At 58.2% G+C, this 25,643-nt stretch carries 25 protein-coding genes and 1 pseudogene; 18 read left to right on the top strand and 8 right to left on the bottom strand.

Translation table 11 applies throughout. The features are described from left to right. The first annotated feature begins 185 nt into the window (after positions 1-185). Positions 186-1,376 carry a class I SAM-dependent rRNA methyltransferase gene (locus AC13CY_RS11170; RefSeq protein WP_172515366.1) on the top strand — a complete coding sequence of 397 codons (1,191 nt, stop codon included), beginning with the start codon at positions 186-188 and terminating at the stop codon, positions 1,374-1,376. A 9-nt stretch (positions 1,377-1,385) separates the two neighbouring features. Continuing rightward, positions 1,386-1,505: pseudogene (locus AC13CY_RS11165) on the top strand (alanine dehydrogenase); the annotation flags it as partial. A gap of 41 nt (positions 1,506-1,546) precedes the next feature. On the opposite strand, the gene AC13CY_RS11160 reads toward AC13CY_RS11165, so the two are convergent. Beyond that, positions 1,547-1,795: a SlyX family protein gene (locus tag AC13CY_RS11160; RefSeq protein WP_044629733.1), complete on the bottom strand. Its 249-nt coding sequence runs from the start codon at positions 1,793-1,795 to the stop codon at positions 1,547-1,549. Between the two features lie 110 nt (positions 1,796-1,905). Here AC13CY_RS11160 and AC13CY_RS11155 point away from each other — a divergent pair, with 110 nt between their 5' ends. Next, the gene (locus AC13CY_RS11155) at positions 1,906-2,439 is read left to right on the top strand and encodes a cold-shock protein (RefSeq protein ID WP_044629732.1); all 534 of its coding nucleotides are present in this window, start codon (positions 1,906-1,908) and stop codon (positions 2,437-2,439) included. A 70-nt stretch (positions 2,440-2,509) separates the two neighbouring features. Here AC13CY_RS11155 and AC13CY_RS11150 read toward each other — a convergent pair whose 3' ends face one another. From AC13CY_RS11150 to map, 7 genes are all read right to left on the bottom strand, one after another. Next, complete coding sequence (locus AC13CY_RS11150; RefSeq protein ID WP_044629731.1) at positions 2,510-2,899, bottom strand: hypothetical protein; 390 nt, start codon at positions 2,897-2,899, stop codon at positions 2,510-2,512. Beyond that, a complete protein-coding gene (gene dapE, locus AC13CY_RS11145) occupies positions 2,896-4,068 on the bottom strand; it encodes a succinyl-diaminopimelate desuccinylase (RefSeq protein WP_044629730.1) in 1,173 nt (390 codons plus the stop codon). The genes AC13CY_RS11150 and dapE overlap by 4 nt, the downstream gene beginning before the upstream one ends. After that, the gene (gene dapD, locus AC13CY_RS11140; protein ID WP_172515367.1) at positions 4,055-5,080 is read right to left on the bottom strand and encodes a 2,3,4,5-tetrahydropyridine-2,6-dicarboxylate N-succinyltransferase; all 1,026 of its coding nucleotides are present in this window, start codon (positions 5,078-5,080) and stop codon (positions 4,055-4,057) included. The genes dapE and dapD overlap by 14 nt, the downstream gene beginning before the upstream one ends. 71 nt (positions 5,081-5,151) lie before the next feature. Continuing rightward, positions 5,152-5,496 carry a Spx/MgsR family RNA polymerase-binding regulatory protein gene (locus tag AC13CY_RS11135; RefSeq protein ID WP_172515368.1) on the bottom strand — a complete coding sequence of 115 codons (345 nt, stop codon included), beginning with the start codon at positions 5,494-5,496 and terminating at the stop codon, positions 5,152-5,154. A gap of 36 nt (positions 5,497-5,532) precedes the next feature. Continuing rightward, positions 5,533-6,729, bottom strand: a complete 1,197-nt coding sequence (gene dapC / locus AC13CY_RS11130; RefSeq protein WP_172515369.1) for a succinyldiaminopimelate transaminase — start codon at positions 6,727-6,729, stop codon at positions 5,533-5,535. A 299-nt stretch (positions 6,730-7,028) separates the two neighbouring features. Beyond that, the gene (locus AC13CY_RS11125) at positions 7,029-9,704 is read right to left on the bottom strand and encodes a [protein-PII] uridylyltransferase (protein ID WP_089675584.1); all 2,676 of its coding nucleotides are present in this window, start codon (positions 9,702-9,704) and stop codon (positions 7,029-7,031) included. Further along, positions 9,704-10,495, bottom strand: a complete 792-nt coding sequence (map, locus tag AC13CY_RS11120; RefSeq protein ID WP_062360004.1) for a type I methionyl aminopeptidase — start codon at positions 10,493-10,495, stop codon at positions 9,704-9,706. The genes AC13CY_RS11125 and map overlap by 1 nt, the downstream gene beginning before the upstream one ends. A gap of 322 nt (positions 10,496-10,817) precedes the next feature. Between map and rpsB the strand changes: the two genes are divergently transcribed. The 15 genes from rpsB to rnhB all read left to right on the top strand — a co-directional run bounded on the left by rpsB (position 10,818) and on the right by rnhB (position 25,630). Beyond that, entirely contained in the window at positions 10,818-11,567 is a 750-nt protein-coding gene (rpsB, locus tag AC13CY_RS11115; RefSeq protein ID WP_044629723.1) for a 30S ribosomal protein S2, read from the top strand. 214 nt (positions 11,568-11,781) lie between these two features. After that, positions 11,782-12,651, top strand: a complete 870-nt coding sequence (gene tsf / locus AC13CY_RS11110; RefSeq protein WP_054644934.1) for a translation elongation factor Ts — start codon at positions 11,782-11,784, stop codon at positions 12,649-12,651. Between the two features lie 122 nt (positions 12,652-12,773). After that, positions 12,774-13,544, top strand: a complete 771-nt coding sequence (pyrH, locus tag AC13CY_RS11105) for a UMP kinase (protein ID WP_044629721.1) — start codon at positions 12,774-12,776, stop codon at positions 13,542-13,544. Between the two features lie 4 nt (positions 13,545-13,548). Further along, positions 13,549-14,106 (top strand): ribosome recycling factor, encoded by a 558-nt coding sequence (gene frr / locus AC13CY_RS11100; protein WP_044629720.1) that lies wholly within the window; start codon positions 13,549-13,551, stop codon positions 14,104-14,106. Positions 14,107-14,212: 106 nt separating this feature from the next. After that, entirely contained in the window at positions 14,213-14,998 is a 786-nt protein-coding gene (uppS, locus tag AC13CY_RS11095; protein ID WP_044629719.1) for a polyprenyl diphosphate synthase, read from the top strand. After that, positions 14,991-15,812, top strand: coding sequence for a phosphatidate cytidylyltransferase (locus tag AC13CY_RS11090; protein ID WP_044629718.1), 822 nt, complete (start codon positions 14,991-14,993; stop codon positions 15,810-15,812). The genes uppS and AC13CY_RS11090 overlap by 8 nt, the downstream gene beginning before the upstream one ends. Further along, the gene (gene ispC / locus AC13CY_RS11085) at positions 15,809-17,005 is read left to right on the top strand and encodes a 1-deoxy-D-xylulose-5-phosphate reductoisomerase (protein WP_044629717.1); all 1,197 of its coding nucleotides are present in this window, start codon (positions 15,809-15,811) and stop codon (positions 17,003-17,005) included. The genes AC13CY_RS11090 and ispC overlap by 4 nt, the downstream gene beginning before the upstream one ends. 43 nt (positions 17,006-17,048) lie before the next feature. After that, on the top strand, positions 17,049-18,407 hold the full coding sequence (gene rseP, locus AC13CY_RS11080; protein ID WP_172515370.1) for an RIP metalloprotease RseP: 1,359 nt from the start codon (positions 17,049-17,051) through the stop codon (positions 18,405-18,407). A gap of 100 nt (positions 18,408-18,507) precedes the next feature. Continuing rightward, positions 18,508-20,868, top strand: a complete 2,361-nt coding sequence (gene bamA / locus AC13CY_RS11075; protein WP_367946380.1) for an outer membrane protein assembly factor BamA — start codon at positions 18,508-18,510, stop codon at positions 20,866-20,868. A 19-nt stretch (positions 20,869-20,887) separates the two neighbouring features. Next, on the top strand, positions 20,888-21,388 hold the full coding sequence (locus tag AC13CY_RS11070; protein ID WP_058579694.1) for an OmpH/Skp family outer membrane protein: 501 nt from the start codon (positions 20,888-20,890) through the stop codon (positions 21,386-21,388). 51 nt (positions 21,389-21,439) lie between these two features. Next, a complete protein-coding gene (gene lpxD / locus AC13CY_RS11065; protein ID WP_089675581.1) occupies positions 21,440-22,477 on the top strand; it encodes a UDP-3-O-(3-hydroxymyristoyl)glucosamine N-acyltransferase in 1,038 nt (345 codons plus the stop codon). 134 nt (positions 22,478-22,611) lie between these two features. Further along, complete coding sequence (gene fabZ / locus AC13CY_RS11060; protein ID WP_044629712.1) at positions 22,612-23,055, top strand: 3-hydroxyacyl-ACP dehydratase FabZ; 444 nt, start codon at positions 22,612-22,614, stop codon at positions 23,053-23,055. Next, positions 23,052-23,819 carry an acyl-ACP--UDP-N-acetylglucosamine O-acyltransferase gene (gene lpxA / locus AC13CY_RS11055; protein WP_044629711.1) on the top strand — a complete coding sequence of 256 codons (768 nt, stop codon included), beginning with the start codon at positions 23,052-23,054 and terminating at the stop codon, positions 23,817-23,819. Before fabZ ends, lpxA begins: the two co-directional genes overlap by 4 nt. Before the next feature lie 28 nt (positions 23,820-23,847). After that, positions 23,848-25,023, top strand: a complete 1,176-nt coding sequence (lpxB, locus tag AC13CY_RS11050; protein ID WP_172515371.1) for a lipid-A-disaccharide synthase — start codon at positions 23,848-23,850, stop codon at positions 25,021-25,023. Further along, positions 25,013-25,630 carry a ribonuclease HII gene (gene rnhB / locus AC13CY_RS11045; protein WP_058579684.1) on the top strand — a complete coding sequence of 206 codons (618 nt, stop codon included), beginning with the start codon at positions 25,013-25,015 and terminating at the stop codon, positions 25,628-25,630. Before lpxB ends, rnhB begins: the two co-directional genes overlap by 11 nt. Positions 25,631-25,643: the final 13 nt, after the last annotated feature.

The following is a 25,643-nucleotide window of genomic DNA, read 5'->3' as shown; positions in this document are numbered from 1 at the left end:
GCGCTCAGAGCACACAGGCGAGCGAATTCAGCGGAACGAAGCTCAGCCCGATAATGGGGGACAGGAACCGCCGTGGTACGGATCCGTTTGCCCGGTGGTGTGAGAGGACGGGGGAGGCGACTCCCCCTCCTACTCGATCTTACAGTGCCTAAGTGCACTATAAGCTTGCTCTTTTGGAGATTGTTGTGACCCAACGCCTGCGCTTGAATAAAAACGCCGATCGCCGCTTAAAAGCTGGCCATCTGTGGATCTACTCCAACGAAGTCGATATCAAAGAGACGCCGCTGAAAAACTTTGCGGCGGGCGAGCCTGCGCTGGTAGAGGCGTCCAACGGTAAAACCCTGGGCGTTGCCTACGTGAACCCGCACTCGCTGATCTGCGGCCGCATCATGTCTCGCGACCCTGAAATGCGCCTGGACCGCTCGCTGTTCGTGCATCGCTTTAATCAGGCCCTAGCGCTGCGCCAGCGCCTGTTTGATCAGCCGTTTTATCGCCTGATTCATGGCGAGGGCGACCTGTTGCCTGGCCTGGTGATTGATCGTTTCGGCGATGTGCTGGTGGTGCAGCTCAACACCGCCGGTATGCAGGCACTGGCGGAAGATATCGTTGACGCCCTGGAGAAAGTGGTTAAGCCGAGTGCTATCGTCTTCCGTAACGACACCGGTGGCCGCCGCCAGGAGGGCCTGGAAGCCCACGTGGAAGTCGTCAAAGGTACGCTGCCTGACGAAGTGCTGCTAGTCGAAAATGGCGTCACCTTTGCCGTGCCGGTGCTAAACGGCCAGAAAACCGGCTGGTTCTATGATCACCGTGTGAACCGTGCTTGGCTCAACAGCCAAGTGGCCGGTAAGCGCGTGCTAGACGTATTCAGCTACGTGGGTGGCTGGGGCGTTCAGGCGGCGGCCAGCGGTGCATCAGAAGTGCTCTGCGTGGATGCATCCGGCGCGGCGCTGGAGCAAGTGGCGCGCAACGCCGAGCTGAACGGCGTTCAAGAGCAGGTGGCGATTGGTGAAGGCGATGCTTTTGAAGCCCTGGCGGCGCTAAAGGCAGATGGCGAGCAGTTCGATGTGGTGATTCTCGATCCGCCTGCGTTTATCAAAAAGCGTAAGGATATCCCCAACGGCGAGCGCGCCTACTCGCGTCTTAACCGTGAAGCGATGCGTTTGCTGGGCCGAGATGGCCTGCTGCTGTCGGCATCCTGCTCCATGCACCTTGCGTCTGATCGTTTGGTCGATGTGGTGCGCGGTGCAGTGCGCCACCAAGACCGCCAAGGTCAGGTGATCTTCCAGGGCCACCAAGGGCCGGATCACCCGGTGCACCCGGCCATACCGGAGACGTCGTACTTGAAGGCGCTAGGCGTGCGCGTGTTCCGCGACTAAGCACGGCCATTAGCCGATGATGCGCACTTCCTGCCCGGCCTTAACGTTCACAACGGCAAGGTGACCTATCGTGCCGTTGCCGATGCATTTGGGCTAGAAAGCGTTGCCCCGGCCAGCATGGTGAGGTAATCCCACTGCTTTTGGGCGGGCAAGAAGCCGCGAGTCGTGGCTTAATAGTGGGGTGGGATATCGTCTTCTGGACGAAAACTGCCTTGGGAGTCGCCCGCCTGGAGCGCCTGATGCTGCTCGCGTAGCCGTTCGCGCATCAAGGCGCTTAGCTGCTCCAGTTTTTCCAAGCGGCGCTCCTGCTGGGCGACCGCTTGATCCAGAGTGTCCAGCCAGTGCTCCTGATAGGCCAGCCGACTCTCCAACGATTCAAGACGTTGAGCGAGCTCAGCAGGCGATAATTCGTTTGTCATGATAACATCGTCACCTTGTGTAGTATGCTCGGTACTGTTAGGAATGGGCCTGGTAGTTCGAGTATTGTCCTTCGTCTGTTACCCATACAACAAGAGAGCTTTTATCATCTATGAACCCAAAAGTTGTTTTTCGCTGTTTCTTTATCAGTGTCTTACTCGCCGCCCCCACGCCGCTTCTTCTGGCAGGGATTGTTCATTTAACCAATGCACCTCTGGCTGAGCAGTGGTTAGCCGAAGCTGCTTTTAGCGTATATGCCGCGGTAGCCTTTGGCTGCTTTATTATGTTGTTTCTCGGCACGTTAGCGGCGGCTGCCCTGGCGCCACCAATGGTTGTGAAGGCAGATGTGGCTCGGGCTAAGCCTGCGCCGCGCCAACCCCAAGCACCTGCTCCTACGGTGGAAGATGATGAAGAGGAAGATATCATCGACCCCAACGATGGCCGTGAAGAGGGGGAAGTAAAGTGGTTTAACACCAACAAAGGCTACGGCTTTATTACTCGCGATAACGGAGAGGATGTGTTTGTTCACTTCCGTGCCATTCGTGGCCGTGGCCCGCGTATGCTGGCCGAAGGCCAGATTGTTCGCTATCACGTGATTAAAAATGATCGCGGCCTGCAGGCCGATGACGTCAGCATTATTGAGTAAGCGCCTAGGCGCTGTAGTGATAAATTAGTGCTGAAAGAGAAAACCCCCGCGCTTACGGGGGTTTTTGCATTTAACGGCCTGAGTCCGGCCATTCGATGGCTTTTTCCTGGCCGCCGGGCAGCACCTGCCAAAAGCGGTCTGGGTCGTCGCCAGGGTGCCAGCCCCCCAGCGAACAGCGGACTTCCACCTGCAGTGCTTCAGCGGCGTGCTGGGCGCACTCCTGGTCGGTGTGCCACGGAGTGTGTCCGCTATCGAACCAGAGGCTGGCAAAACCATCCGCGGCGTTATCCACCAGCAGCACCGGTACGCTATCGCCCTGATACTGGCCACGGGTTTTCCACTTGCCTTTTCCTGCTGGGCTAAGGGGCGGTGCACTCAGCACGTCAGCCAGCCAGGCGTTAATGTCATCCAGCGTAACCCGCGCCAGATACACTTCGATATCCGGAAACCGCTCCATCATACGCTTACCTCGTCGTTGGTCAGTAGCGCTTGAAGGGTTGCTTCGTAGATGCGGCTCAGCGCATCCAAATCGCTAGCGCGCACGCGCTCGTTCACCTTGTGAATGGTGTCGTTCAGCGGGCCAAGCTCTACCACCTGCGCGCCCAGAGTGGCAATAAAACGGCCATCCGAGGTGCCGCCGCTGGTAGAAAGCGCTGGGCGTTCGCCAGTCACGGCTTCCACGCCACGAATCGCCGCCTCCACTAGCTCACCTTCGGACGTCAGGAACGGTTCGCCATTCAGCGTCCAGTCGATGTGATACTCAAGACCGTGCTGATCCAGAATTGCCTCGGTGCGTGAGCGCAGCTCGTCATGGGTGACTTCCGTGGAGTAGCGGAAGTTGAACACCACCTCTACCTCGCCAGGAATCACATTGGTGGCCCCTGTACCGGCACGCAGATTAGATATCTGAAAGCTGGTCGCAGGGAAGAAGTCGTTGCCAGCATCCCAGTGCTCGTTGACGAGCGCATCCAGGGCGGGCATCGCTTGGTGGATCGGGTTGCGCGCTAAGTGAGGGTAGGCCACATGGCCTTGAATGCCCTTAATATGCAGCACACCGCCCAAAGAGCCACGACGACCGTTTTTGATCACATCGCCTAGGCGAGCAGTAGAGGAGGGCTCGCCAACGATGCAGTAATCCAGGCGGTCATTGCGCTCGCGAAGATGTTCTACCACCGCACGGGTGCCGTCGATGGCCGGGCCTTCCTCATCGGAGGTAATCAAAAACGCAATGCGGCCGTCATGATCAGGATAGCGGGCGACAAAGCGCTCCACCGCGGTGAGCATGGCGGCAAGGCTGCCCTTCATATCAGCCGCGCCGCGCCCGCAGAGCATGCCTTGGTCGTCGATGCAGGGCTCGAAAGGCGGAAATTCCCAGTTAGTGTGTGGCCCGCTGGGCACCACGTCGGTGTGCCCCGCAAACGCCAGCACCGGGCCGTGGTGACCACGAACCGCCCAAAAATTCTTCACATCGCCAAACGGTAGCTGCTCGATATGGAAACCGAGCGCCGTTAAGCGCTCGATCATCAGGTCCTGGCAGCCTTCATCGTCGGGAGTCACCGACGCCCGGCGAAGCAGCTCAAAGGCCAGCTTCAGCGTAGGCGACAGTGAGGCAGGCTCAGTTATGGGCATGCAGCGCCTCGTTCAGCGCAATGGCGCTTTTATTGGTCAGGCACTCGATGCGGCCATTCTGGGAGTTACGGCGCAGCAGTAGGTCGTCTTGGCCTGCCAGCTCGCGGGCGGCAACGGTGTTCACTTCCTGGCCTTGGTCATCCAGCAGCGTCACTTTAGAGCCTGCGGTGATGTAGAGGCCGGCTTCCACGGTGCAACGGTCGCCCAGCGGAATACCGATACCGGCATTGGCGCCAATTAGGCAGCCTTCGCCCACTTTGATGATGATGTTGCCGCCGCCAGAGAGCGTGCCCATGGTGGAGCAGCCGCCGCCCAGATCAGAGCCTTTGCCGACCATAACGCCTGCGGAAATGCGCCCTTCGATCATGCCGGGGCCTTCGGTGCCTGCGTTGAAGTTAACAAACCCTTCATGCATGACCGTGGTGCCTTCACCCAGGTAAGCGCCCAAGCGCACACGAGCGGTGTCGCCGATGCGGATGCCGGTGGGCACTACGTAATCGGTCATTTTGGGGAATTTGTCCACGCAGTCGACGGACAGCGTACGGCCCGCTAAGCGCGCCTTCAGACGGCGCGCGGGCAGCTCTTCGATATCGATTGCGCCTTCGTTGGTCCAGGCGATGTTGCGCAGCAGGCCGAACATACCGGTCAGGTCCAGGCCGTGAGGCTTCACTAAGCGATGCGACAGCAGGTGCAGCTTCAGGTACACCTCAGGTGCGGTTTGCGGCGGCTGGTCGCTCTCCAGGAACATCGCCACCAGCGGGCGCTGGCTAGTGGCCAGCGACTCGGCCAGAGCGGCCTGCTCGGAGTGGCCTGCCGCTTCCAGCGCCTTGGCCAAGCGGGTGCAGTCTTCCGGTAAGAAGCTCACCGGGGCATTGCCCGCCGGTGCATCCAGGGCCTCTTTGGCAGCGGCGACCAGGCTCGCGTCCGGATTGAGCAGCGGGGCCGGGTAGTAGATTTCCAGCCAGTCGCCCTGGGTGTTTTGGGTGCCGATTCCAAGCGCGAAGCTCAGCATAACGCGTATTCCTTAGAGGTTAGTGAGAGAAAGTGGGTGAAAGAAAGTGGGTGAAAGAAAGTGAGTCAGGGTTAGCCGCTTAGCTTGTCATAGTCGCCGTCACGGTAGCCGATCATGATGGTGCCGTCGTCGAGTTCCAGCAGCGGCCGCTTGAGCAGCGTGGGGTGCTTGAGCAGCAGCTGGCGCGCCGAGTTGGCATCGTAATCTTTCTCTTCGTCAGAAAGATTGCGCCAGGTTTTGCTGCGTTTGTTGATCACCTCAACCAACGGTACGCGATTCAAGATGTGCTCAAGCAGCGCCGCAGAAAGGCCATCTTTACGCAGGTCGTGGGTTTTATACATCAGCGCTTTGTCGTCCAGCGCTTTACGCGCTTTACGGCAGGTGTCGCAGTTATGAATCATGTAGAGCGTTAGCATAGAGCCTCCTTTCGTCGTCTTAAGCGGCGCGGCGCGTTAGCCGCGCTCGACCAGTTGGCGAAGGCGCTTGGCCGCTTCTAAGGTCGGCTCAAGCTCCGCCACTAACGCTAAGCGTAGCCGACCCGCGCCGGGGTTAAGGCCGTTTTGCCCTGGGCGACCCATCAAGCTGCCGGGCAGTACGCTCACGTGCTGTTCGCTGAATAGCCGCTGGGTAAAGGCGATATCGTCGCCACCCGGCACCGCAGGCCAGAGGTAGAAGCTCGCTTCCGGAGTGGGAAAATCCATCACCGGGGCAAGCACATCCGTCACCGCGCTGAATTTTTCGCGGTAGGCGTCTCGGTTGGCGCGCACGTGGGCTTCGTCTTGCCAAGCGGCAATGGAGGCGTGCTGTAGTGGCTGCGACATGGCGCAGCCGTGATAGGTGCGGTAGCGCTTGAACGGGGCGAGTAGGTCGGCATCACCTGCCACGAAGCCAGAGCGCAGCCCTGGTAGGTTGGAGCGCTTGGAGAGCGAGTGGAAGACCACGCAGCGGCGGTAGTCATCGCGGCCAAGCTCGGCGCAGGCCTGCAAAAGCCCTGGCGGTGGCGTGTTCTCGTCTAGGTAAAGCTCGGAGTAGCACTCATCAGAGGCGATGATAAAGTCGTGCTCGTCGGCCAGGGCAATGAGCTGTTTGAACTCGGCCAGTGGCGTGACGGCGCCGGTCGGGTTGCCCGGCGAGCAGATAAACACGATCTGCACATCGCGCCAGGTGTCGGCGCTGACCGCTGAAAAATCGGGGCGGAAGCCGTTCTCGGCGGTGCAGTCCAGGTAGAGCGGCTCGCCGCCTGCCAGCAGCGTGGCGCCTTCGTAAATCTGGTAGAAGGGGTTGGGTACGGCCACTTTTGCGGGGCGGGTGCGGTCCAGCGCCGCCTGCACGAAGGCGAAGATGGCTTCGCGAGTGCCGTTCACCGGCAGTACTTGGCGCTCGGCATCCAACCCCGCCAGCTGGAAGCGCTGGGTGGCCCAGGTCGCAATCGCGTCGCGTAGGGCGGGAAGGCCGTTGGTGGCCGGGTAGCGGGCCATCTCTAACTGGTGGGCGATGAGTGCCTCCAGCGCGCCTTGGTAGGGGGCGTGCTGGGGTTCGCCAATCGTCAGCGGAATATGCGCCAGTCCCGCCGGGGGCGTTAGGCTCGCTTTGAGGGCGGCCAGCTTTTCAAACGGATAGGGGTGTAGGGCGTTGAGATCAGGGTTCATGGCGCGTCCGTTGAGAGCTTAAGGGCGGGAACTGTGGGCAAAACCATTTATCGAACCGCCGATTATAGGCAAGCCCTGGTGCAGGCTCAAACCTAACCGAACAAGCAAAACAGCCAATTGCGCTTAGTGGTGCCGAGGGCAGGTTGCTGCGAGGGCGCTGTGAACCCATCCATGGGCGCTACTTTCGCCATCTGACCGCCATGGATGGCGGAAATGCCGGAATGGTATGGAACATATTCCGGCCATGGCGAAAGACCCTCGCTTCAACCAGCCCCCGGCAATCATAGACAGCGCGAGCTTTAAACTCCCAATACCTCAATCAGCCGTTCGCGGAGCTGCTGCTGGCGTTCGGGGTCGGTGAGCGGCTCGCCTGCTTTGGTGGTGATGAAGAAAACGTCTTCAACCCGTTCGCCTAGCGTGGCAATTTTAGCGGCTGAGAGCGAGATATCCTGCTCCATGAAAATGCGCCCTACCCGAGCCAGCAGACCGGGGCGGTCGGGGGCGGTCAGTTCCAGTAGGGTGCGTTCATTGGCCGGATCCTGCTCGATCACCACTTCGGTAGGCACTTTGAAGTGCTTGAGCTGGCGCGGCGTGTGTCGAGTGACGATTTCTGGATAGTCATCCGGGTCATCCAGCTCTTCTACCAAGTGGCTGCGCATCTCTTCGATGCGCTCCGCGTCGCGAATCGGCTGGCCGTGGCTATCCAGCACGATAAAGGTGTTGAGCGTCCAGTCGTTGTGGGAAGTAGCAATGCGGGCATCGTGGATCGAGAGTCCGAGCTGCTCCATGGCGGCAGCAGTGGCGGCGAACAGGTCATCCACCGAGCGGGTGTGGATGAACACTTTGGTGCCGCCTTCGGCCATGTCGGCGGTGGGAGCACTGATCAGCACCAACGGCAGCGGTGACGGCTGGTGGGCCAGAATGCCTTGAGTCTGCCAGACAATTTCGCTGGGTGCGTACTGCAGGAAGTAATCTTCCCCCAGCGACTCCCAGAGCTGGTCTATTTGGCCACTATCGACGCCGACTGTTTGCAGCAGCGAGCGCGCCTCAGTACGGGTTTCGCGCACCCAGTCGTCTCGATCCGGTGGATTTTTCAGCCCACGGCGCAGAGCACGTTTGGTTTCCGCGTGGAGCTGGCGCAAAAGCGATGCCCGCCAGCCGTTCCACAGCGTGGGGTTGGTGGCGTTGATATCGGCAACGGTGAGCACGTAAAGGTAGTCCAGGCGGGTCTCGTCGCGCACGATGAGGGCGAAATCGCGGATCACATCCGGGTCGCTGATATCTCGCTTTTGGGCGGTCATCGACATCAGCAGGTGATGCTCCACCAGCCAACTCACCAGGTTGGTGTCGTGCTGGGAAATATGGTGGCGATGGCAGAACTGTTCGACGTCCCGCGCGCCGATTTCTGAGTGGTCGCCACCGCGTCCTTTGCCGATATCGTGGAACAGGCCGGCAATCCACAGCAGGTCCAGCTTGGGCAGCTGATGGATCAGATTGGCGGCCACCGGGAAGTCGTCCTTTGCCTCGGGCTTGCGGAAGCCGTGCAGAAATTTCAGCAGGCGCAGGGTGTGGGCGTCCACCGTATAGATATGGAACAGATCGTGCTGCATCAGCCCCACCGCGCGGCCGAACTCCGGCAGGTACTTGCCGAGAATGCCGTAGCGGTTCATACGCCGCAGCTGGCGAGGGACGTTACCCGGCGCGCGCATAATGGCCATAAACAGCCGCTGGTGGCGTGGGTCTTCCCGGTAGTGGTCGTCAATTTGGTGGCGGTGGTCACGAATCAGCCGAATAGTATCGGCGCGTACCCCTTCGATTTCCGGATGCTTGGCCATCAGCAGGAAGAGCTCTAGCATGGCCGCCGGGCGCTCGCGGAACAGGTTGCGGGAGCGCGCCTGGATGTAGCCGCCCTTGGTTTCAAAGCGTTCGTTCAGCTTAACGGTTTCCAACGACTCCTTGCCGCGCAAAATCACTTCGTCGAAGTGCTGTAGCAACATATCGTTGAGCCCGGCGAGGGCCGTCACGTGGCGGTAGTAGCGTTTCATGAACTGCTCGACCGCGAGTCTCTCGGGGGTATCCCTAAAGCCAAACATCTCGGCAATGGTGCGCTGGTGATCAAACAGCAGGCGGTCTTCGGCACGGCCTGTGAGCATATGCAGGGCGTAGCGCACCTGCCAAAGAAACGCCTGGCCCTGGCTGAGAATGCGCAGCTCCGCGTCATTCATAAAGCCGTTGGCGACAATATCGGTGTACTGCTCGGTGCCGAAGTGACGCTTAGCCACCCAGCCAATCATCTGGATATCCCGCAGGCCACCGGGGGAGCTTTTGAGGTTGGGCTCCAGGTGGTACTCGGAGTTGTTGTAGCGGTAGTGGCGAGCAATTTGCTCTTGCCACTTGGCTTCAAAAAAGCGGTCGGCGGGCCACAGGTTCGGGGTGCTCAGGCGCTCGCGCATCTTCTCACGCAGACTTTCCGGCCCGGCAATGAGGCGCGACTCCAGCAGGTTGGTAATCACTGTGACGTCTGCTTCGGCTTCCCGCTCGCAGTCGTTGAGCGAGCGAACGCTGTGGCCAATCTCCAGGCCGATATCCCAGAGGAAGGTGATAAAAGCGCTCAGCGGCTCCCGGTAGGGGGTATCGTCGTCGTGCTCAAGCAGCAAGAGCAGATCAATATCCGAATGGGGATGCAGTTCACCACGCCCGTAGCCGCCCACGGCCACCAGTGCAACGCCGTCGTCGGGCCAAGCATGCTGCGCCCAGGCAATGGCGAGGAGCTGGTCAAGATACCAAGCCCTGCCGCGTACCAAGTCGCGAATATCGCTGCCGGCGCGAAAGCGTTCATCCAGGCGTGCTTGGATTTCCCGCAGCGCGGCTTTAAACGGGGCGATAGGAGAGCGCGACCCGGCAAGCTCGGTGCGAAACAGGTCGAGATCGAAAAGCGACGTGTCCGGCTCGAACCGGTAGTGGTGAAGAAGCATCAGGCGTTCAGAAAGCTAAAGTCTTCGTCGCTGCGCGCAGTGAGCACGTCAACGCCGGTGTCGGTCACTAGCAGGGTGTGTTCCCACTGGGCCGAAAGACTGCGGTCTTTGGTGACGGCGGTCCAGCCGTCGCGCAGCACTTTGGTTTTGTAGCCGCCCACGTTAATCATCGGCTCGATGGTGAAGCACATGCCCGCTTCTAGGCGGATGTCGGCATCCGGTGCATAGCCGTCGTAGTGCAGGAACTGCGGGTCTTCGTGGAAGTCCGCGCCAATGCCGTGGCCGCAGAAATCACGTACCACCGAGTAACCATGGGCTTCGGCGTGCTGCTGAATCACACGGGCAAGCTCAGAAAGACGCACGCCGGGTTTCACCAGCGCAATGCTTTTATATAGGCACTCTTGGGTGATGCGGCACAGCCGTTCGCCCTGAATGGTGTCGCCCACCACGAACATCACGCTGGAGTCGCCGTGGTAGCCATCCGGTGTGCGCACGGTGATATCCAGGTTCATGATGTCGCCGTTTTTGAGCTTTTTGGCGTCATCGGGGATGCCGTGGCACACCACGTGGTTGATGGAGGTACAGGTTGCTTTGGGAAAGCCGTGGTAGTTCAGCGGTGCCGGTGTCGAGCCCAGCTCGTTAACAATGTACTCGTGGCACAGACGGTCGATCTCGCCAGTGCTAATGCCCGCTTTAACGTGGGGAGTGATCATTTCGATAACGCTGGCCGCCTGGCGACCGGCTTCGCGCATTTTCTCGATTTCAGAAGGCGTCTTAATAGGAACGTTCATGAATTCTCGATGTGGCTTCTGGGTAAGTGATGGGTCGCAAATGAAAATGCCGAAACGCGGCTGCGACTTCATCTTGGCAATGATCTATGGTATAAAGCCGCGCGCTTTCCTGCAATCGCCATCCAATGCTTCTATACTGGCTGGCGCTACGCGAAAGGGCAACGAGATCGCAACGCAGCACCGCTGGGTTGCACAACAGCAAGCCTTGAAAACACACATGCACCGGCACATGGTCCCGGGTGCCTTTAGCGACGTTTAACGACGCTACTGGTCGGATCCATGGGGTGCGTGGAGGCCTAACCCGAGTTTCAGGAGTTTTACCATGTCTCACGTTAATATGCGTGACCTGCTGAAAGCAGGTGCTCACTTCGGTCACCAAACCAAGTACTGGAATCCGAAGATGGGCAAATACATCTTCGGCGCGCGCAACAAGATTCACATCATCAACCTCGAGCACACCCTGCCGGCGCTGAACGAAGCGATCGACGTGGTCGAGAAGATGGCGGCATCCAACAACAAAATTCTGTTTGTTGGCACCAAGCGCAGCGCTAGCAAGATCATCAAAGAAGAAGCGAATCGCGTTGGCCAGCCGTTCGTCAACCATCGCTGGTTGGGCGGCATGCTGACCAACTTCAAGACCATTCGTCAGTCCATCAAACGGCTGCGTGATCTGGAAGTGATGCGCGAAGACGGCACCTTCGAGAAGCTGACCAAGAAAGAAGTCTTGATGGCCACGCGTGAGCAAGAGAAGCTTGAGCGTTCTATCGGTGGTATCAAGAACATGGGCGGCCTGCCGGACGCACTGTTTGTGATCGACGTTGACCACGAGCGCATCGCGATTAACGAAGCCAACAAGCTGGGTATCCCGGTTATTGGCGTGGTAGATACCAACTCTAACCCAGATGGCGTTGATTACGTGATCCCGGGTAACGATGACTCCATCCGCGCTATCCAGATCTACGTGAAGGCGATTGCCGACGCGTGTGGCCGCGCGAAAGAAGGTCGTCCGGACGAGTTCGTCGAAGTGACTGAAGAAGCCGCTTCCGCCGACACAAGCGCAGCTGCCGAGTAAGGCTGCAGTGGTGCGGCGGGCAGGTTGAGCCGCATCGTGTTAAGAGGGGGCCTTATGCCCCCTTTTTCCCGCTTTGAGTTCGCTCAGGCGGGCCGATCATGCCGGATGAATGCCGGCAAGCGCTCTGCACAGTGATACGCAACGGTCATCTATCGTGCTTATACTCTGTAGCGCGTTTAACTCTCAGTTAGAACCATTTCCGAGGTGAAATCTCATGGCAGCTATCAGCGCCTCTCAGGTTAAGGAACTGCGCGAACGTACCGGTCTTGGCATGATGGAGTGTAAAAAAGCACTCACCGAAGCCGACGGTGACATCGAAGTCGCGATCGAAAACCTGCGTAAAAGCTCTGGTCTTAAAGCCGCGAAAAAAGCGGGTCGTACCGCTGCAGAAGGTGCGGTTGTTACTCGTGTAGCAGAAGATGGCAGCTACGGCGTAATGGTCGAAATCAACTCTGAAACCGATTTCGTTGCCCGTGACGACAACTTCATCGACTTCGCCAACAAGATTGCTGATGCGTTCTTTGCGGCGAAAAACGAAGACGTTGCAGCGGTGATGGCGGGTGACCTTGAGTCCGCTCGTGAGCAGCTGGTTCAGAAAATCGGCGAAAACATCGGCGTGCGTCGTGCCGTGGTCGTGAATGCCGTTGAAGGTGGTCTGGTGGGCGAATACGTTCACGGTGGCCGTATTGGCGTTCTGACCGTTCTGAAAGGCGGCACCAGCGAAGCAGCCAAAGATGTTGCGATGCACGTAGCGGCGATCAACCCGGCGGTTGCGCATCCTGAAGAGATGCCGCAAGAGCAGCTGGACAAAGAGAAGGCAATCATCCTGGCCCAGCCGGACATGGCCGGTAAGCCTGAGCAAATCGCTGAGAAGATGGTTCAAGGCCGCCTGAAGAAGTACCTGGCCGAGAACAGCCTGACCGAGCAGCCGTTTGTTAAAGACCCGAACCAGTCCGTTGCTGAATTCGTCAAAGCAGCTGGTGGTGAAGTGGTTAGCTTCACTCGCTTTGAAGTGGGCGAAGGCATCGAGAAAGAAGAAGTCGACTTCGCTAAAGAAGTCATGGAACAGGCTGGCCGTCGCTAAGGTCAGAGGTTCCAGTAAGAAGATGGCGTGCGCGCGAGCGCACGCCTTCGTGTATCCGGCCCCTGTGAAATACAGGTGCCGCCTCGCCCACCTGTGCCCAGGTCTGCCTCAGGAGAGATGCCATGTCACGTGATGTTCAAGAGTCTACCCCCACTGCGGCCCCCAAAATCGATAAGTCAAAGTCAAAATACAAGCGTATTTTGCTGAAGCTATCGGGCGAAGCGCTGATGGGTGAGCACGATTTTGGTATTGATCCAAAAGTGCTGGATCGTATGGCGCTCGAGATCGGCCAGCTGGTCGGTATTGGCGTACAGGTCGGTATTGTGATTGGTGGTGGTAACCTGTTCCGTGGTGCGGCGTTGAACGAAGCCGGCATGGATCGGGTCACGGGTGATCACATGGGAATGCTGGCAACGGTGATGAATGCCCTCGCCATGCGTGATGCTCTGGAGCGCTCTAATATTCGCTCGCGGGTGATGTCAGCGATTCCCATGAGCGGTGTGGTGGAGCACTATGACCGCCGCACTGCCATCCGTTATTTAACGTCTGGCGACGTGGTGCTGTTCTCTGCTGGCACCGGTAACCCTTTCTTTACCACCGACTCTGCTGCTTGTTTGCGCGGCATTGAAGTGGATGTAGACGTTGTCATCAAGGCCACCAAGGTGGACGGCGTGTACAATAAGGACCCGGTGAAGCACCCCGACGCCGTAAAATACGACCAGCTCTCCTATGACGACGCTCTGGATCAGAAACTGGGCGTAATGGATTTGACCGCAATCTGCCTGGTACGTGACCATGATATGCCGGTGCGGGTATTTGATATGAACAAGCCTGGTGCCCTGCTCAACCTCGTGGTTGGGGGCAAGGAAGGCACGCTGATAGACAGAGGGTAACAACGTGATCAACGACATCAAGAAAGATGCAGAGTCTCGCATGAAGAAGAGCGTTGAGGCGCTGCACAGCAACTTCAACAAGATCCGCACGGGTCGCGCTCACCCCAGCATCCTGGATGCCGTGACCGTTGAGTATTACGGTGGCCAAGTGCCGCTGAACCAAGTGGCTTCTGTCAACGTTGAAGACGCCCGTACCCTGGCGGTGGCTCCTTGGGAGCAGTCCATGGTGGCTAAAATCGAAAAAGCGATCATGACCTCTGACTTGGGCCTCAACCCCTCAAGCGCAGGCAACGTGATTCGTGTACCGATGCCGATGCTGACCGAAGAGACGCGCAAGGGTTACATTAAGCAGGCACGTAGCGAGGCAGAAAACGCGCGCGTGGCTGTGCGTAACGTTCGTCGTGATGCTAACGGTGATTTCAAATCCTTGCTTAAGGATAAAGAAATTACCGAGGACGATCAGCGCCAGGGCGAAGACGAAATCCAGAAGCTGACCGATAAATATATCGCTGAGATCGATAAGGCACTTGCCGCAAAAGAACAGGATCTCATGCAGGTTTAGTGATTGTTGTGAACATCACTGCCTGCGTTCACTTAGCCACGGGTAGCTCAGCTGCCCGTGGGCCATCGCTTGGCTTACTTATGACTGATCTTTGGTGCGAGAACCCATGATGTCTCCGCAGCTTCCCCAAGAGCAGCCGGGCGGCACGACGCTTTCTCTATCCGAGGAAGCACTGCCGTCTCATGTTGCTATCATTATGGATGGTAACAACCGCTGGGCGCGGGCACGGGGGCTGTCGGGAGTGCGCGGCCACCGCGCCGGTGTTGAATCCGTGCGCGCGGTGATCGAGCGTGCGGTCGAGCGAGGCGTGCAAACGCTGAGCCTGTTCGCCTTCTCCAGTGAGAACTGGAAACGTCCTGCCGCTGAGGTGAATGCGCTGATGGAGCTGTTTTTGATGGCGCTTAAACGCGAAGTCAAAAAACTTAATGAGCGCAATATCCGTCTGTCGATTATTGGCGAACAGCGTGGCTTTTCCCCCGCGATTCAAAAGCATATTCAGCGCGCCGAAGCGCTGACCGCCGAGAACACGGGCATGCATCTGGTGATTGCCGCGAACTACGGCGGCCAGTGGGACATCGCCCGCGCCGCCCGCCAGCTCGCCGAGCAGGTGGCTACCGGAAAGCTGGCGCCCGAGGCCATCGACGAAGCGCGTTTGGATGCGGCCATGAACACCGATCAAGTACCGCCGGTGGATCTGTGCATCCGTACCAGCGGCGAGCAGCGGCTCTCGAACTTTATGTTATGGCAGCTGGCCTATGCCGAGCTGCACTTTTCGCCCTTGTTATGGCCAGATTTTGATGGGGCGGCCTTCGATAAAGCGCTCGATGATTTCTGCTTACGACGTCGCCGTTTTGGCATGACCGACGAACAAATAGAGGCGCAAGGTGCTTAAACAGCGGATGATCACCGCAGCCTGGTTAGCTCCTGTCACGCTAATTGGTCTGTTTGGATTACAGGGAGGTGCCTTTGCGCTGTTTACAGCGCTGATCGTGCTGTTAGGTACCTGGGAATGGACCAACTTGGCGGGGGTTATCGTCTCGCGCACGCGCCTGGCGCTGGTGGCCGGTATGGCGGTGCTCATGGCCCTGCTGTGGCTGAGCGGCGCTGCCTTTGCAGTTTGGCCGTTGTGGCTGGCCGCCGCTGGCTGGTTGCTGAACCTTTACTGGGTGACGCGCTACCCGGAAAGCAGTCAGCAGTGGCAAGCCACTTCACGCCGTCTACTCATGGGCGTTTGGGTACTGCTGCCGTGCTGGGTAGGTTTTAACGTGCTGCGTGATAGCGGGGCGGTGTGGCTTCTGTTTGTGATGCTGCTGGTATGGACGGCAGACATTGGCGCCTACTTTGCTGGTCGCCGCTGGGGTAAGCGCAAATTAGCCCCGCGGGTTAGTCCAGGCAAGTCCTGGGAGGGCGTGTATGGAGGGCTTGCTGCCACGATGCTGCTAGCCCTACTGTTTGCCCTTTGGCAGCCCCTTGGAGTGATGGGGGGCGTGGCGCTGATCGTGATTACCGCAGTGGTGACGCTGACTTCAGTGCTTGGCGACCTGTTTGAAAGTATGTTGAAACGCTACCGTAATATTAAAGACTCCAGCCAGCTGCTGCCGGGTCATGGTGGTGTGCTGGACCGTATCGATAGTCTCACCGCAGCCATCCCCATCTTTGCGCTGTTGTATCTGCAGGTACTATCACTTCAGGTGAGCGCGCTATGAGTCACGTCTCGGTTCAGTCGGTCACTGTGCTCGGTGCCACCGGTTCCATCGGTAAAAGCACCTTGGATGTCATCGCGCGCCATCCGGAGCGTTACCGCGTCTATGCCCTAACGGCGCATACCTCAAAAGAGGCGCTGCTTGACCAGTGTAAAGCGCACTCTCCCCGGTTTGCCGTGTTGGATGACGTCGCAGATGCCCAATGGTTGCAGCAAGCGCTCCGCCAAGCAGGCTCCAACACTGTGGCGCTGGCGGGGGAGGATGCGCTGTGCGAGGTCGCCCAAGCGCCTGAGGTCGACACCGTGATGGCGGCGATTGTCGGGGCGGCAGGCCTGTTGCCGTCGCTGGCAGCAGCCGAAGCCGGTAAGCGCGTGCTATTGGCCAATAAGGAGGCCCTGGTGATGAGCGGGGCGCTGTTTATGGATGCCGTGGCACGCTCCGGGGCGACGCTGTTGCCGATCGATTCTGAACATAATGCCATCTACCAGTGTCTACCCAGCGAGCATCGCGGCGGATTAGCCAAACACGGCGTGCGTCAGCTGCTTCTAACCGCATCGGGCGGGCCGTTTCGCGGCTGGTCGGCTGCCGATATTGCTAACGTAACACCAGAGCAGGCCTGCGCTCATCCTAACTGGTCCATGGGGCGTAAAATCTCCGTAGATAGCGCCACGCTGATGAATAAAGGACTCGAATTAATCGAAGCGTGCTGGCTGTTTGATGCCACACCCGAGCAGATTCAGGTCGTTGTTCACCCGCAAAGCGTTATCCACTCTATGGCAGCCTATAACGACGGCTCTGTGATTGCTCAGTTGGGTAATCCCGATATGCGCACACCGATTGCCTATGGGCTTGCTTGGCCAGAGCGCATTGATGCCGGCGTGGAAACGCTAGATCTGTTCCAAGTTGCGCGGCTCGATTTTGAAGCCCCGGATGAAACACGCTTCCCCTGCCTGCGACTAGCCCGAGAGGCGATGCAGGCAGGTGGGGCCGCTCCGGCGGTGCTTAACGCTGCTAATGAAGTTGCTGTTGAGGCATTTTTAGCGGGGAACATCGCGTTTGGTGCGATTCCGGATGTTGTCGCGAAGGTGATGGCCCTGCCGTATCCCGGTCAGGCGGATTCACTTGAACGCGTGCTTGCTGCGGACCGCTGGGCGCGAGAACAAGCCGCGCACACCATACGCCAGTTAACCGCTTAGCCTCAGCTATTGTTGAGCAGCGTGTCGTGCAAAGGAGCAAAAAGTGGGCCTGATACAGAATATCTTAGCCGTCATCGTGGTGCTGGGGCTGCTGGTGACCTTTCACGAGTTTGGTCACTTTTGGGTTGCACGCCGCTGCGGCGTCAAGGTGCTGCGCTTCTCCGTAGGGTTTGGCAAGCCGCTGTGGTCAACAATTGATCGCCATGGCACCGAGTTTGCGGTGGCGGCCATTCCATTGGGCGGCTACGTCAAAATGCTCGACGAGCGTGAAGCGCCGGTACCGGAAGAGCAGCTAGACCAAGCGTTTAATCGTAAAACCGTTTGGCAACGTATTGCTATTGTGGCCGCGGGCCCCATCGCCAATTTCCTGCTGGCTATTGTGGCCTACTGGGCGCTGTTTGTGGCGGGTACAACCACCGTAGCGCCAATAGTTGGCGATATTACGCCTAACTCCCCAGCCGCAGAGGCGGGGTTGGAGCAGGGGAGTGAAATTACCGCGATTCAGGGCGATGCAATGCGCTCCTGGGAAGAGATTAATTTAAAGCTGGTCTCCATGATTGGCTTCAGCGGTGATTTAACTATTGAGGCAGTGCCGGAAGGCGCTAGCGCCACCCGCAGCTATCAACTGCCGCTTAACAACTACATGGTTCGCCAGGATCCGCCACAGCCGCTGCAGAGCCTTGGCTTCTCGCCCTGGCGACCCGATGTGCCCGCCGTGCTTGGCCTAGTGGTGGATGGGCAAGCCGCCGCTGAAGCCGGGCTTCAAGCAGGGGATCGCATCGTCGCCCTTAACGGTGAGCCCATTAATGACTGGATGCAGTTTGTCGCGGTGATCCGCGATAGCGCAGGCGAGACACTGAGCGTTGGTTATCAGCGTAATGGCGAAGCAGGAACGCTTTCGCTCACGCCAAGACGTAATACGCTGGAGAGTGGTGCCGAGGTTGGGTACATTGGTGCCGGTGCAGAGCCGTTTAGCTGGCCTGAGTCGCTGCAGCGCGAAATTCGCTATGGGCCGATTGAAGCGGTTGGACAAGCGCTGTCGCGCACCGGTGAAATGGTGCTGCTGACGGTCGACGCCATTCGCAAAATGTTAGTGGGGTTAATTTCGCCCTCTAACCTATCGGGGCCGATCACGATTGCGCAAATTTCCGGAGACTCTGCGCGTGCTGGGGTAGAAGCCTTCGTTGGTTTTTTAGCGTATCTTTCGATTAGTTTAGGTGTACTGAATTTGCTGCCCATTCCCGTGCTCGACGGCGGTCATTTGCTTTACTATTTTGTCGAGGTCGTACGTGGGCGGCCGGTATCTGAGCAGACACAAGCGATAGGGCTGCGCATCGGACTTGCCATGGTTGGCACCCTGATGCTGATGGCGCTCTATTTTGATTTGATGCGCCTGTGGTAATAACGCGTGTAGCGCGCAGGATGCCTTGTCATCTGCCTGCACAAATGTATATGGTGCCTGTCTTAACCGACGGGCAGACCAACGCGAGCGAATTGACTGCATGAAAATCAAGACCCTTGGAATGGCGGCACTCTTGCTGGTAGGCGCCAGCGGCGCCCAGGCACAATCCTTTGATGTTTCGGACATTCGTGTGGAAGGACTACAGCGGGTATCCGCCGCCTCGGTCTTTAATGCGTTTCCTGTCAGTGCCAACGACCGCGTCAGTGAGCAGCAGCTGGCCGCTGCCGCACGTGACCTGTTTGCCACTGGCCTGTTCGAAGACGTCTCGCTAGCCCGGGAAGGCGATGTTCTGGTCATTCAGGTCGTCGAAAGGCCCACCATTGCGCGTCTGAACATTACCGGCAATCGGCAGATTTCCGATGACGACCTGCGTAATGGTCTGCGTCAGTCTGGCCTGTCGGAAGGTCAGGTACTGCAACTCTCTACCCTTGACGAGATTGAGCGCGAGCTTGAGGGCGTGTATCAGGCTCAGGGTCGCTACAGCGCTGGCATTAATGTTGAGGTGGAAGAGATTGATGAGGGCCGGGTCCAGGTCAACATCGATATCAATGAAGGTGAAGTCGCCAAGATCCGCCAGATCAATATCGTCGGTAACCAGGATTTCGACGATGAAACCCTGCGTGAAGTGTTCGAGCTAAACGACCGCCCTGGCCGTATCTTCGGCTGGTTCTCGAAAGATGAGTACTCCCGAGAAGCGCTCTCTGGTGATATCGAACGCCTACGCTCGTTCTATCTTGACCGTGGCTACGTCAACTTTGATGTTACTTCTACGCAAGTCTCTATCGGCCCTGAAAAGTCAGAAATCTTTATCACCCTGAATATTGATGAAGGCAACCAGTATCGCGTGGGCGATATTCGTTTCGCTGGCGACCTTCAAATCAGCGAGAACGAAGCTCGTAATCTGCTGGAAATCAGCAGTGGTGATATTTTCTCTCGCGGAGAGGTGAACGCCTCCACAGAAGCATTGCGCCAGCGTTTAGGCGCCGAGGGCTTTGCCTTTGCCGATGTGCAGGGTGTCCCTGAAATGGCCGATGACGGTGAAACCGTCGATTTGGTCATTGCCGTTAATCCCGGCCAGCGGGCCTATGTTCGCCGCATCGAGTTCTACGGCAATACCACGACACAGGATGAAGTACTGCGTCGGGAAATGATTCAGCTAGAGGGCGCGCCTGCCTCCACCGAGTCTATTACCCAGTCGCGTCAGCGCCTGGAGCGGCTTGGCTTCTTCAGCCAGGTGGAAGTCGACACTCAGCCCGTACCGGGGCAGCCCGACCTGCTGGATGTCACCTACAACGTGGAAGAGCAGCCTTCCGGCTCCATCTCGGCCAGTGTCGGTTTTTCTCAAAGTGCCGGGGTGATTTATGGGGTAAGTCTAGCCCAGAATAACTTCCTGGGTACTGGTAATCGTGTCAACGTTGGTGCCCAGCGCAGTGACATCTTTACCAGTGTCAACTTTGCCTTTACCGACCCTTACTGGACGCTAGATGGTATTTCCCGCGGATATAACCTGTTTTACCGGAAAACCGACTATGCCAACTCGAATATCTCGAATATCTCGACGTTCTCGACCAATGCTTACGGTGCCGGTATCAACTTCGGCTACCCCATCAGCGAGCTGTCTCGCCTGAATTTTGATGCCAGCGTTGAAGATGTGACGGTGAAAACCTACTTTGACACCGCCTCTGAGATTCGCCGCTATGTAGAAGACCAAGGTGAGAATGCCCAAAGTCTCAAGCTAACGGCAAGCTGGACGCGTAATAACCTTAACCGTGGGATTATGCCCACCGCCGGTAACTACCAGCGCGTATCGCTTGAAACCGGCGTGCCAGGCAGCGATGCAGAGTACTACAAGCTTCGGGCCCGTGCTCAGCAGCTATTCCCGATTAACGATGACGAAACCTGGGCGCTGAAGTTTAGCGGTAACTTAGGCTATGCCGACACCCTAGGCAGTAATGACCCTTATCCGTTCTATGAGAACTTCTACGCGGGTGGTTTAGGCTCGGTGCGTGGCTTTACCTATAACACTTTGGGCGAGCGAACCACCCCTGCCCGCGAGGGTGGTCGTGACCGGACGATGGGCGGTAACGTTCTGGTAGAAGGTTCTGCGGAAGTGCTCTTCCCCATGCCGTTCGTCGAGAACCAGCGCTCGGTACAGCCTACGCTGTTCCTGGATGCGGGTAATACCTTCTTAAGCTCGTGCTACGATGTGCTGGAGGCAGACGCAGGACGTCAGCAGTGCAGCTCTGGCGTTGATCTGGGTGAGCTGCGCTACAGTGTTGGTATTGGCCTCTCCTGGCTAACCCCTGTCGGCCCGCTGACCTTCAGCGTGGCTGAGCCACTGAACGACGAAAGTGGTGACGATACGCAGTTCTTCCAGTTCTCGCTGGGTCAAACGTTCTAATTTAAGGAGTATCACAATGATGCGTAAACTGACCGCTGCCGTGTGCCTGTTTGGGGCGATGGCTCTACCTGCCTATGCTGCCGAAGTGGCCGTGTTGGATTGGCGCGCTGCGTTGATGAATACCCAGTCGGCTCAGTCATCACTGAGCCAGCTGGAAGGACAAATCGGTAGCCAGCAACGCGAAGCCGAAGCGTTGGGCGGCGAGCTGCAGCAACTGCAAACCCGCCTACAGCAGGAAGGGGAGACTATGTCCCAGTCCGAACGTGAATCGCTGATTGCCGAGCTGCAGCAGAAAGGCGGCCGCTTTGAGCAGCTGCGCCGTGAAGTGCTGCAGGCCCAGCAGGCTTCCGAGCAGCAGTTCCTGCAGGGGGCAGAAGCTAAGCTGGAACAGGCGGTAGAGCAGGTGTTAGAACGTCATAATATCGACGTGTTGGTTGAGCCTCAGGGCGTGCTGCACTCCTCGACGGACCTGCCCAACGTGACGAACGAAGTCACTCAGATTTTTGATTCGCTGAACTAATTTAATGATTACTGGTGCGGCTTAGCCGCACCACTGCTTCCTTGGGCTCTCATGACGCACGCTTCTCATCACCTCACCCTTGCGGATATCGCACGTCACCTGGACGTTGATTTCGAGGGCGACGCCGACCAGCCAATTCGTGGTTTGGCAACGCTCAAGGAAGCAGCGCCAGACCAAGTCGCATTTTTAGCCAACCGTGCGTACTTAAAAGATCTCGCTACCACCAAAGCGGCAGGGGTACTGCTGCACCCGGAGCACGGCAAGAACTGCCCTGTGCCGCGCCTAGAGATGGATAACCCCTACTTGGGCTACGCCAAGCTCTCCCAGCTATTTGATCCGCTGCCAGCGCGGGATGTGCCGGGTATTCATCCCTCTGCAGTAGTCGCAGAGGGCGTGACGCTTGGGGCCGAGGTTTGCGTCCAAGCCAATGCGGTGATTGAGTCAGGCGTTGTCCTGGGCGACCGTGTAGTGGTTGGCGCGGGTAGCGTGATTGGCGCTGACTGTGTCATCGGTGACGACACGCGGCTGCATGCCAATGTCACCGTTTGCCACGGTGTGGTCGTGGGCAAGCGAGTGATTTTACACAGCGGCTGTGTGATTGGTGGTGATGGCTTTGGGTTTGCCCATGATGGTGCGGGCTGGCACAAAATTGCTCAGCTTGGCGGCGTGGTGCTAGGTGATGATGTTGAAGTGGGCAGCTGCTCCAGTATTGACCGAGGTGCGTTAGGTGACACCGTCATTGGCAACGATGTCAAAATCGACAGCCAAGTGCAGATTGCCCACAACGTTACCATTGGGGACCACAGCGCGTTAGCAGGCTGTGTAGGGATTGCAGGCTCCACCAAAGTGGGCAAACACTGCATGTTGGGCGGTGGTGTGGGCCTATCTGGTCATCTCACCATTTGTGATGGCGTTCAGGTCACCGGCATGAGCCTAGTGACCAACTCAATTCATGAGCCGGGGGTTTATTCTTCGGGGACCGGGGCCATGAGCAACACCCAATGGCGTAAAAATGCTGTGCGCTTCAAGCAGCTCGACGATATTGCCAAGCGCTTGGCGCGGGTGGAAAAAAGCCAGCGAGAATCGTGAAGAAAGAAGGGTTTCCTGAGGGAGTAGCTTGAGGCTTAATAGCAGCAGGTTATAATCCACTGCCTTTTACCAGTAGGATTACTGGTGCGCGCCTGATACTGCTCAGGCCTTTTGTCATTTTAGAGGTCGTTACGATGGTTATGGATATCAACGAAATTCGCGAATACTTGCCCCACCGCTATCCGTTCTTGCTGGTGGATCGAGTCACGCAGTTAACCGTGGGCGAAACCATCGTTGCGTATAAAAACGTTAGCATCAACGAGCCGTTTTTCAATGGCCACTTTCCTCATCACCCGATTATGCCCGGGGTACTGGTTGTTGAAGCGCTGGCTCAGGTATGCGGTATTCTAGGCTTTAAAACGGTCAATAAGTTGCCCGCTGATGGCTATGTGTATTATCTCGTTGGCAGCGACAACGTGCGTTTTAAGCGCCCGGTCATGCCTGGCGATCAATTAACGCTTGAAGCGAATGTGATTCGCGGTAAACGCGGTATTTGGAAGTTTGCCTGCCGTGCCACGGTAGACGGCGAGCTGGCCTGCGAAGCGGAAATCATTTGTGCCGAGAGGAAGGTGGCTTGATACATCCTACTGCATTGGTCGACCCAGCGGCACGGCTTGCTGATGACGTTGAGGTTGGCCCGTTCAGCGTGATTGGGCCTGACGTCACGATTGGCGCAGGCTCGGTCATTGGCCCCCATGTGGTGGTGAAAGGCCCCACGGTGCTAGGCGAGCGCACGCGTATTTTTCAGTTTGCCTCGGTGGGCGAAGATTGCCAGGACAAAAAGTACGCGGGCGAGCCAACGCGGCTGGTGATGGGTGACGATAACGTCATTCGTGAAGGGGTGACCCTCCATCGCGGCACTGTTCAGGATCGCAGCGAAACCACCATCGGTTCACGTAATCTGTTTATGGCCTACGTGCATGTAGGGCATGACTGTGTGATTGGCAATGACTGCATTTTAGCGAACCAAGTCACGCTGGCAGGCCATGTCACCCTCGGTGATCACGCTATTTTGGGCGGCCTGGCGGCAGTGCATCAGTTCTGTCACTTTGGCGATCACGCCATGGCGGGCGGCGGTTCGATTATCACTAAAGACACTCCTGCCTATGTGATGATTAACGGCAACCCGGCAGAAGCGCGCGGACTGAACCTCGTGGGGTTGAAGCGCCGAGGGTTTAGCCGCGAAGCGATTGCTGCACTCAGCACAGCCTACAAGCTGGTTTATCGTCAAGGCTTAACCGTCGAGCAGGCAGTGAGCGAAATGCGTAATCGCTTTGATTTGCCTGAAGTGGCCCTGTTCGCTGACTCCATCGAGCGTTCAACACGCGGTATCGTTCGCTAATACTCATCTAACCGGCTCTCCCGTCACTATGACACTGCAGCGCGTATACCTTGTGGCAGGCGAACTCTCCGGCGATATCCTCGGTGCGGGACTGATGCAGGCGCTGCGCGCCCGGCATCCCCAGGTGGAGTTTCGCGGTATGGGCGGCCCTCGTATGGAGGCCCAAGGCTTGAAGAGCCGCTTTCCTCTCGAAACCCTCTCAGTGATGGGGTTGGTCGAGGTGCTTAAGCACCTGCCTGAACTGATCCGCGTACGCCGCACCCTGCGTGAAGAGGCGCTGGCTTGGCAGCCGGACGTCATGATCGGTATCGATGCCCCGGACTTCAACATTGGGCTGGAGAAGCAGCTGCGTGCCGCTGGCGTCACGACGGCCCACTACGTGAGCCCCTCGGTATGGGCGTGGCGGCAGGGGCGGGTGAAGAAGATCGCCAACGCCGTGGATGCCATGCTCACGCTGCTGCCTTTCGAGGCGGATTTCTACCATCGCCACCACGTTCCCGTAGCTTTCGTTGGTCATCCGTTGGCCGACGAACTGCCGCTGGAGAATGATCGTAACGCGGCTCGCCGTGAGCTGGGCTTAGCCTCAAACGCGCCGGTACTAGCGCTGCTACCCGGTTCCCGGGGTAACGAAATTCGCTTTATGGGCACCACTTTTTTGGACGCAGTCACGCTGCTGTGCCAGCGCCACGTGGGCTTACAGGTGGTGGTACCCGCGGCAACCGCTCAGCGCCATCAAGAGCTGCGCGAGCTGCTGGCAGGCTATCCCACGTTGGCCCAGCGGGTCACGCTGCTGGAGGGCCAAGCCCGCGAGGCGATGGTCGCCAGCGATGCGGTACTGCTGACCTCCGGTACGGCAGCGCTAGAGGCCATGCTCTGCCATCGCGCCATGCTGGTGGCGTACAAAATGGCGCCCGCGACCCATTGGCTCGCCAAACGGCTGGTGAAAACCCAGTGGATCTCACTACCCAATTTGATTGCCCAGGAGAGCGTGGTGCCTGAGCTGATTCAGCACGCGGCCACGCCGGAGGCGATTGCCGAGCAAATAGGCCAGCTACTTAGCGATGCCGAGATGCGTCACGGCCTGGAGGCGCGCTTTGCCGCAATGCATGCAACGCTGCAGCGTAATGCCAGCGAGCGTGCCGCGCAGGCCATTACCGCCCTGGTAGCAGGCGAGCTGCTGGAGGCTAAACCTGATGGCGGTTAAACCAGCGGACTTTCCACCGCTAGTCGTGGAGTATACCGGTGACTTCTTGGCCGGGGTCGATGAGGTCGGCCGCGGGCCGCTGGTGGGGAGCGTAGTAGCCGCCGCCGTGATTCTGGACCCCAAGGCACCTATCGACGGCTTAACCGACTCCAAGAAGCTCACTGCCCGCAGGCGTGAGTCGTTGGATGTGCTCATTCGCGAGCGTGCGCTGTCGTTTGCAGTGGCAGAGGCGAGCGCTGAAGAGGTCGACTCGCTCAATATCTATCACGCGACGCATCTGGCCATGCGTCGTGCAGTGGATGCGTTAGCTCCCCAGGCGGAGTATCTGCTGGTGGATGGTAACCGGCTGCCGGGGCACGCGCTGCCGGGTCAGGCCGTAGTGAAGGGCGATGCCCGCCATCCGGCCATTGCCGCTGCGTCTATTTTGGCCAAAGTAGCGCGGGATGCGCAAATGGCCGAGCTGGATCTGCGCTATCCTGAATACGGGTTTGCGCGGCACAAGGGCTACCCCACCAAAGAGCACCTGGCAGCGCTGGAAGCCCACGGGCCGCTGGCAGAGCACCGCAAAAGCTTCGCGCCGGTACAGCGCCAGTTAGCGCTGCTGTAGCCGTTCTATTTAT

This window comes from Vreelandella sp. L-15, assembly GCF_056857635.1.
This window is presented reverse-complemented; position numbering and strand designations above follow the sequence as displayed.

Excerpts from the sequence above, each read along its gene's own strand:
- AC13CY_RS11160 (WP_044629733.1), bottom strand. The coding sequence starts at position 1,795 with ATGACAAACGAATTATCGCCTGCTGAGCTCGCTCAACGTCTTGAATCG.
- AC13CY_RS11155 (WP_044629732.1), top strand. The coding sequence starts at position 1,906 with ATGAACCCAAAAGTTGTTTTTCGCTGTTTCTTTATCAGTGTCTTACTC.
- AC13CY_RS11150 (WP_044629731.1), bottom strand. The coding sequence starts at position 2,899 with ATGATGGAGCGGTTTCCGGATATCGAAGTGTATCTGGCGCGGGTTACG.
- dapE (WP_044629730.1), bottom strand. The coding sequence starts at position 4,068 with ATGCCCATAACTGAGCCTGCCTCACTGTCGCCTACGCTGAAGCTGGCC.
- dapD (WP_172515367.1), bottom strand. The coding sequence starts at position 5,080 with ATGCTGAGCTTCGCGCTTGGAATCGGCACCCAAAACACCCAGGGCGAC.
- AC13CY_RS11135 (WP_172515368.1), bottom strand. The coding sequence starts at position 5,496 with ATGCTAACGCTCTACATGATTCATAACTGCGACACCTGCCGTAAAGCG.
- dapC (WP_172515369.1), bottom strand. The coding sequence starts at position 6,729 with ATGAACCCTGATCTCAACGCCCTACACCCCTATCCGTTTGAAAAGCTG.
- AC13CY_RS11125 (WP_089675584.1), bottom strand. The coding sequence starts at position 9,704 with ATGCTTCTTCACCACTACCGGTTCGAGCCGGACACGTCGCTTTTCGAT.
- map (WP_062360004.1), bottom strand. The coding sequence starts at position 10,495 with ATGAACGTTCCTATTAAGACGCCTTCTGAAATCGAGAAAATGCGCGAA.
- rpsB (WP_044629723.1), top strand. The coding sequence starts at position 10,818 with ATGTCTCACGTTAATATGCGTGACCTGCTGAAAGCAGGTGCTCACTTC.
- tsf (WP_054644934.1), top strand. The coding sequence starts at position 11,782 with ATGGCAGCTATCAGCGCCTCTCAGGTTAAGGAACTGCGCGAACGTACC.
- pyrH (WP_044629721.1), top strand. The coding sequence starts at position 12,774 with ATGTCACGTGATGTTCAAGAGTCTACCCCCACTGCGGCCCCCAAAATC.
- uppS (WP_044629719.1), top strand. The coding sequence starts at position 14,213 with ATGATGTCTCCGCAGCTTCCCCAAGAGCAGCCGGGCGGCACGACGCTT.
- ispC (WP_044629717.1), top strand. The coding sequence starts at position 15,809 with ATGAGTCACGTCTCGGTTCAGTCGGTCACTGTGCTCGGTGCCACCGGT.
- bamA (WP_367946380.1), top strand. The coding sequence starts at position 18,508 with ATGAAAATCAAGACCCTTGGAATGGCGGCACTCTTGCTGGTAGGCGCC.
- AC13CY_RS11070 (WP_058579694.1), top strand. The coding sequence starts at position 20,888 with ATGCGTAAACTGACCGCTGCCGTGTGCCTGTTTGGGGCGATGGCTCTA.
- lpxD (WP_089675581.1), top strand. The coding sequence starts at position 21,440 with ATGACGCACGCTTCTCATCACCTCACCCTTGCGGATATCGCACGTCAC.
- fabZ (WP_044629712.1), top strand. The coding sequence starts at position 22,612 with ATGGTTATGGATATCAACGAAATTCGCGAATACTTGCCCCACCGCTAT.
- lpxB (WP_172515371.1), top strand. The coding sequence starts at position 23,848 with ATGACACTGCAGCGCGTATACCTTGTGGCAGGCGAACTCTCCGGCGAT.
- rnhB (WP_058579684.1), top strand. The coding sequence starts at position 25,013 with ATGGCGGTTAAACCAGCGGACTTTCCACCGCTAGTCGTGGAGTATACC.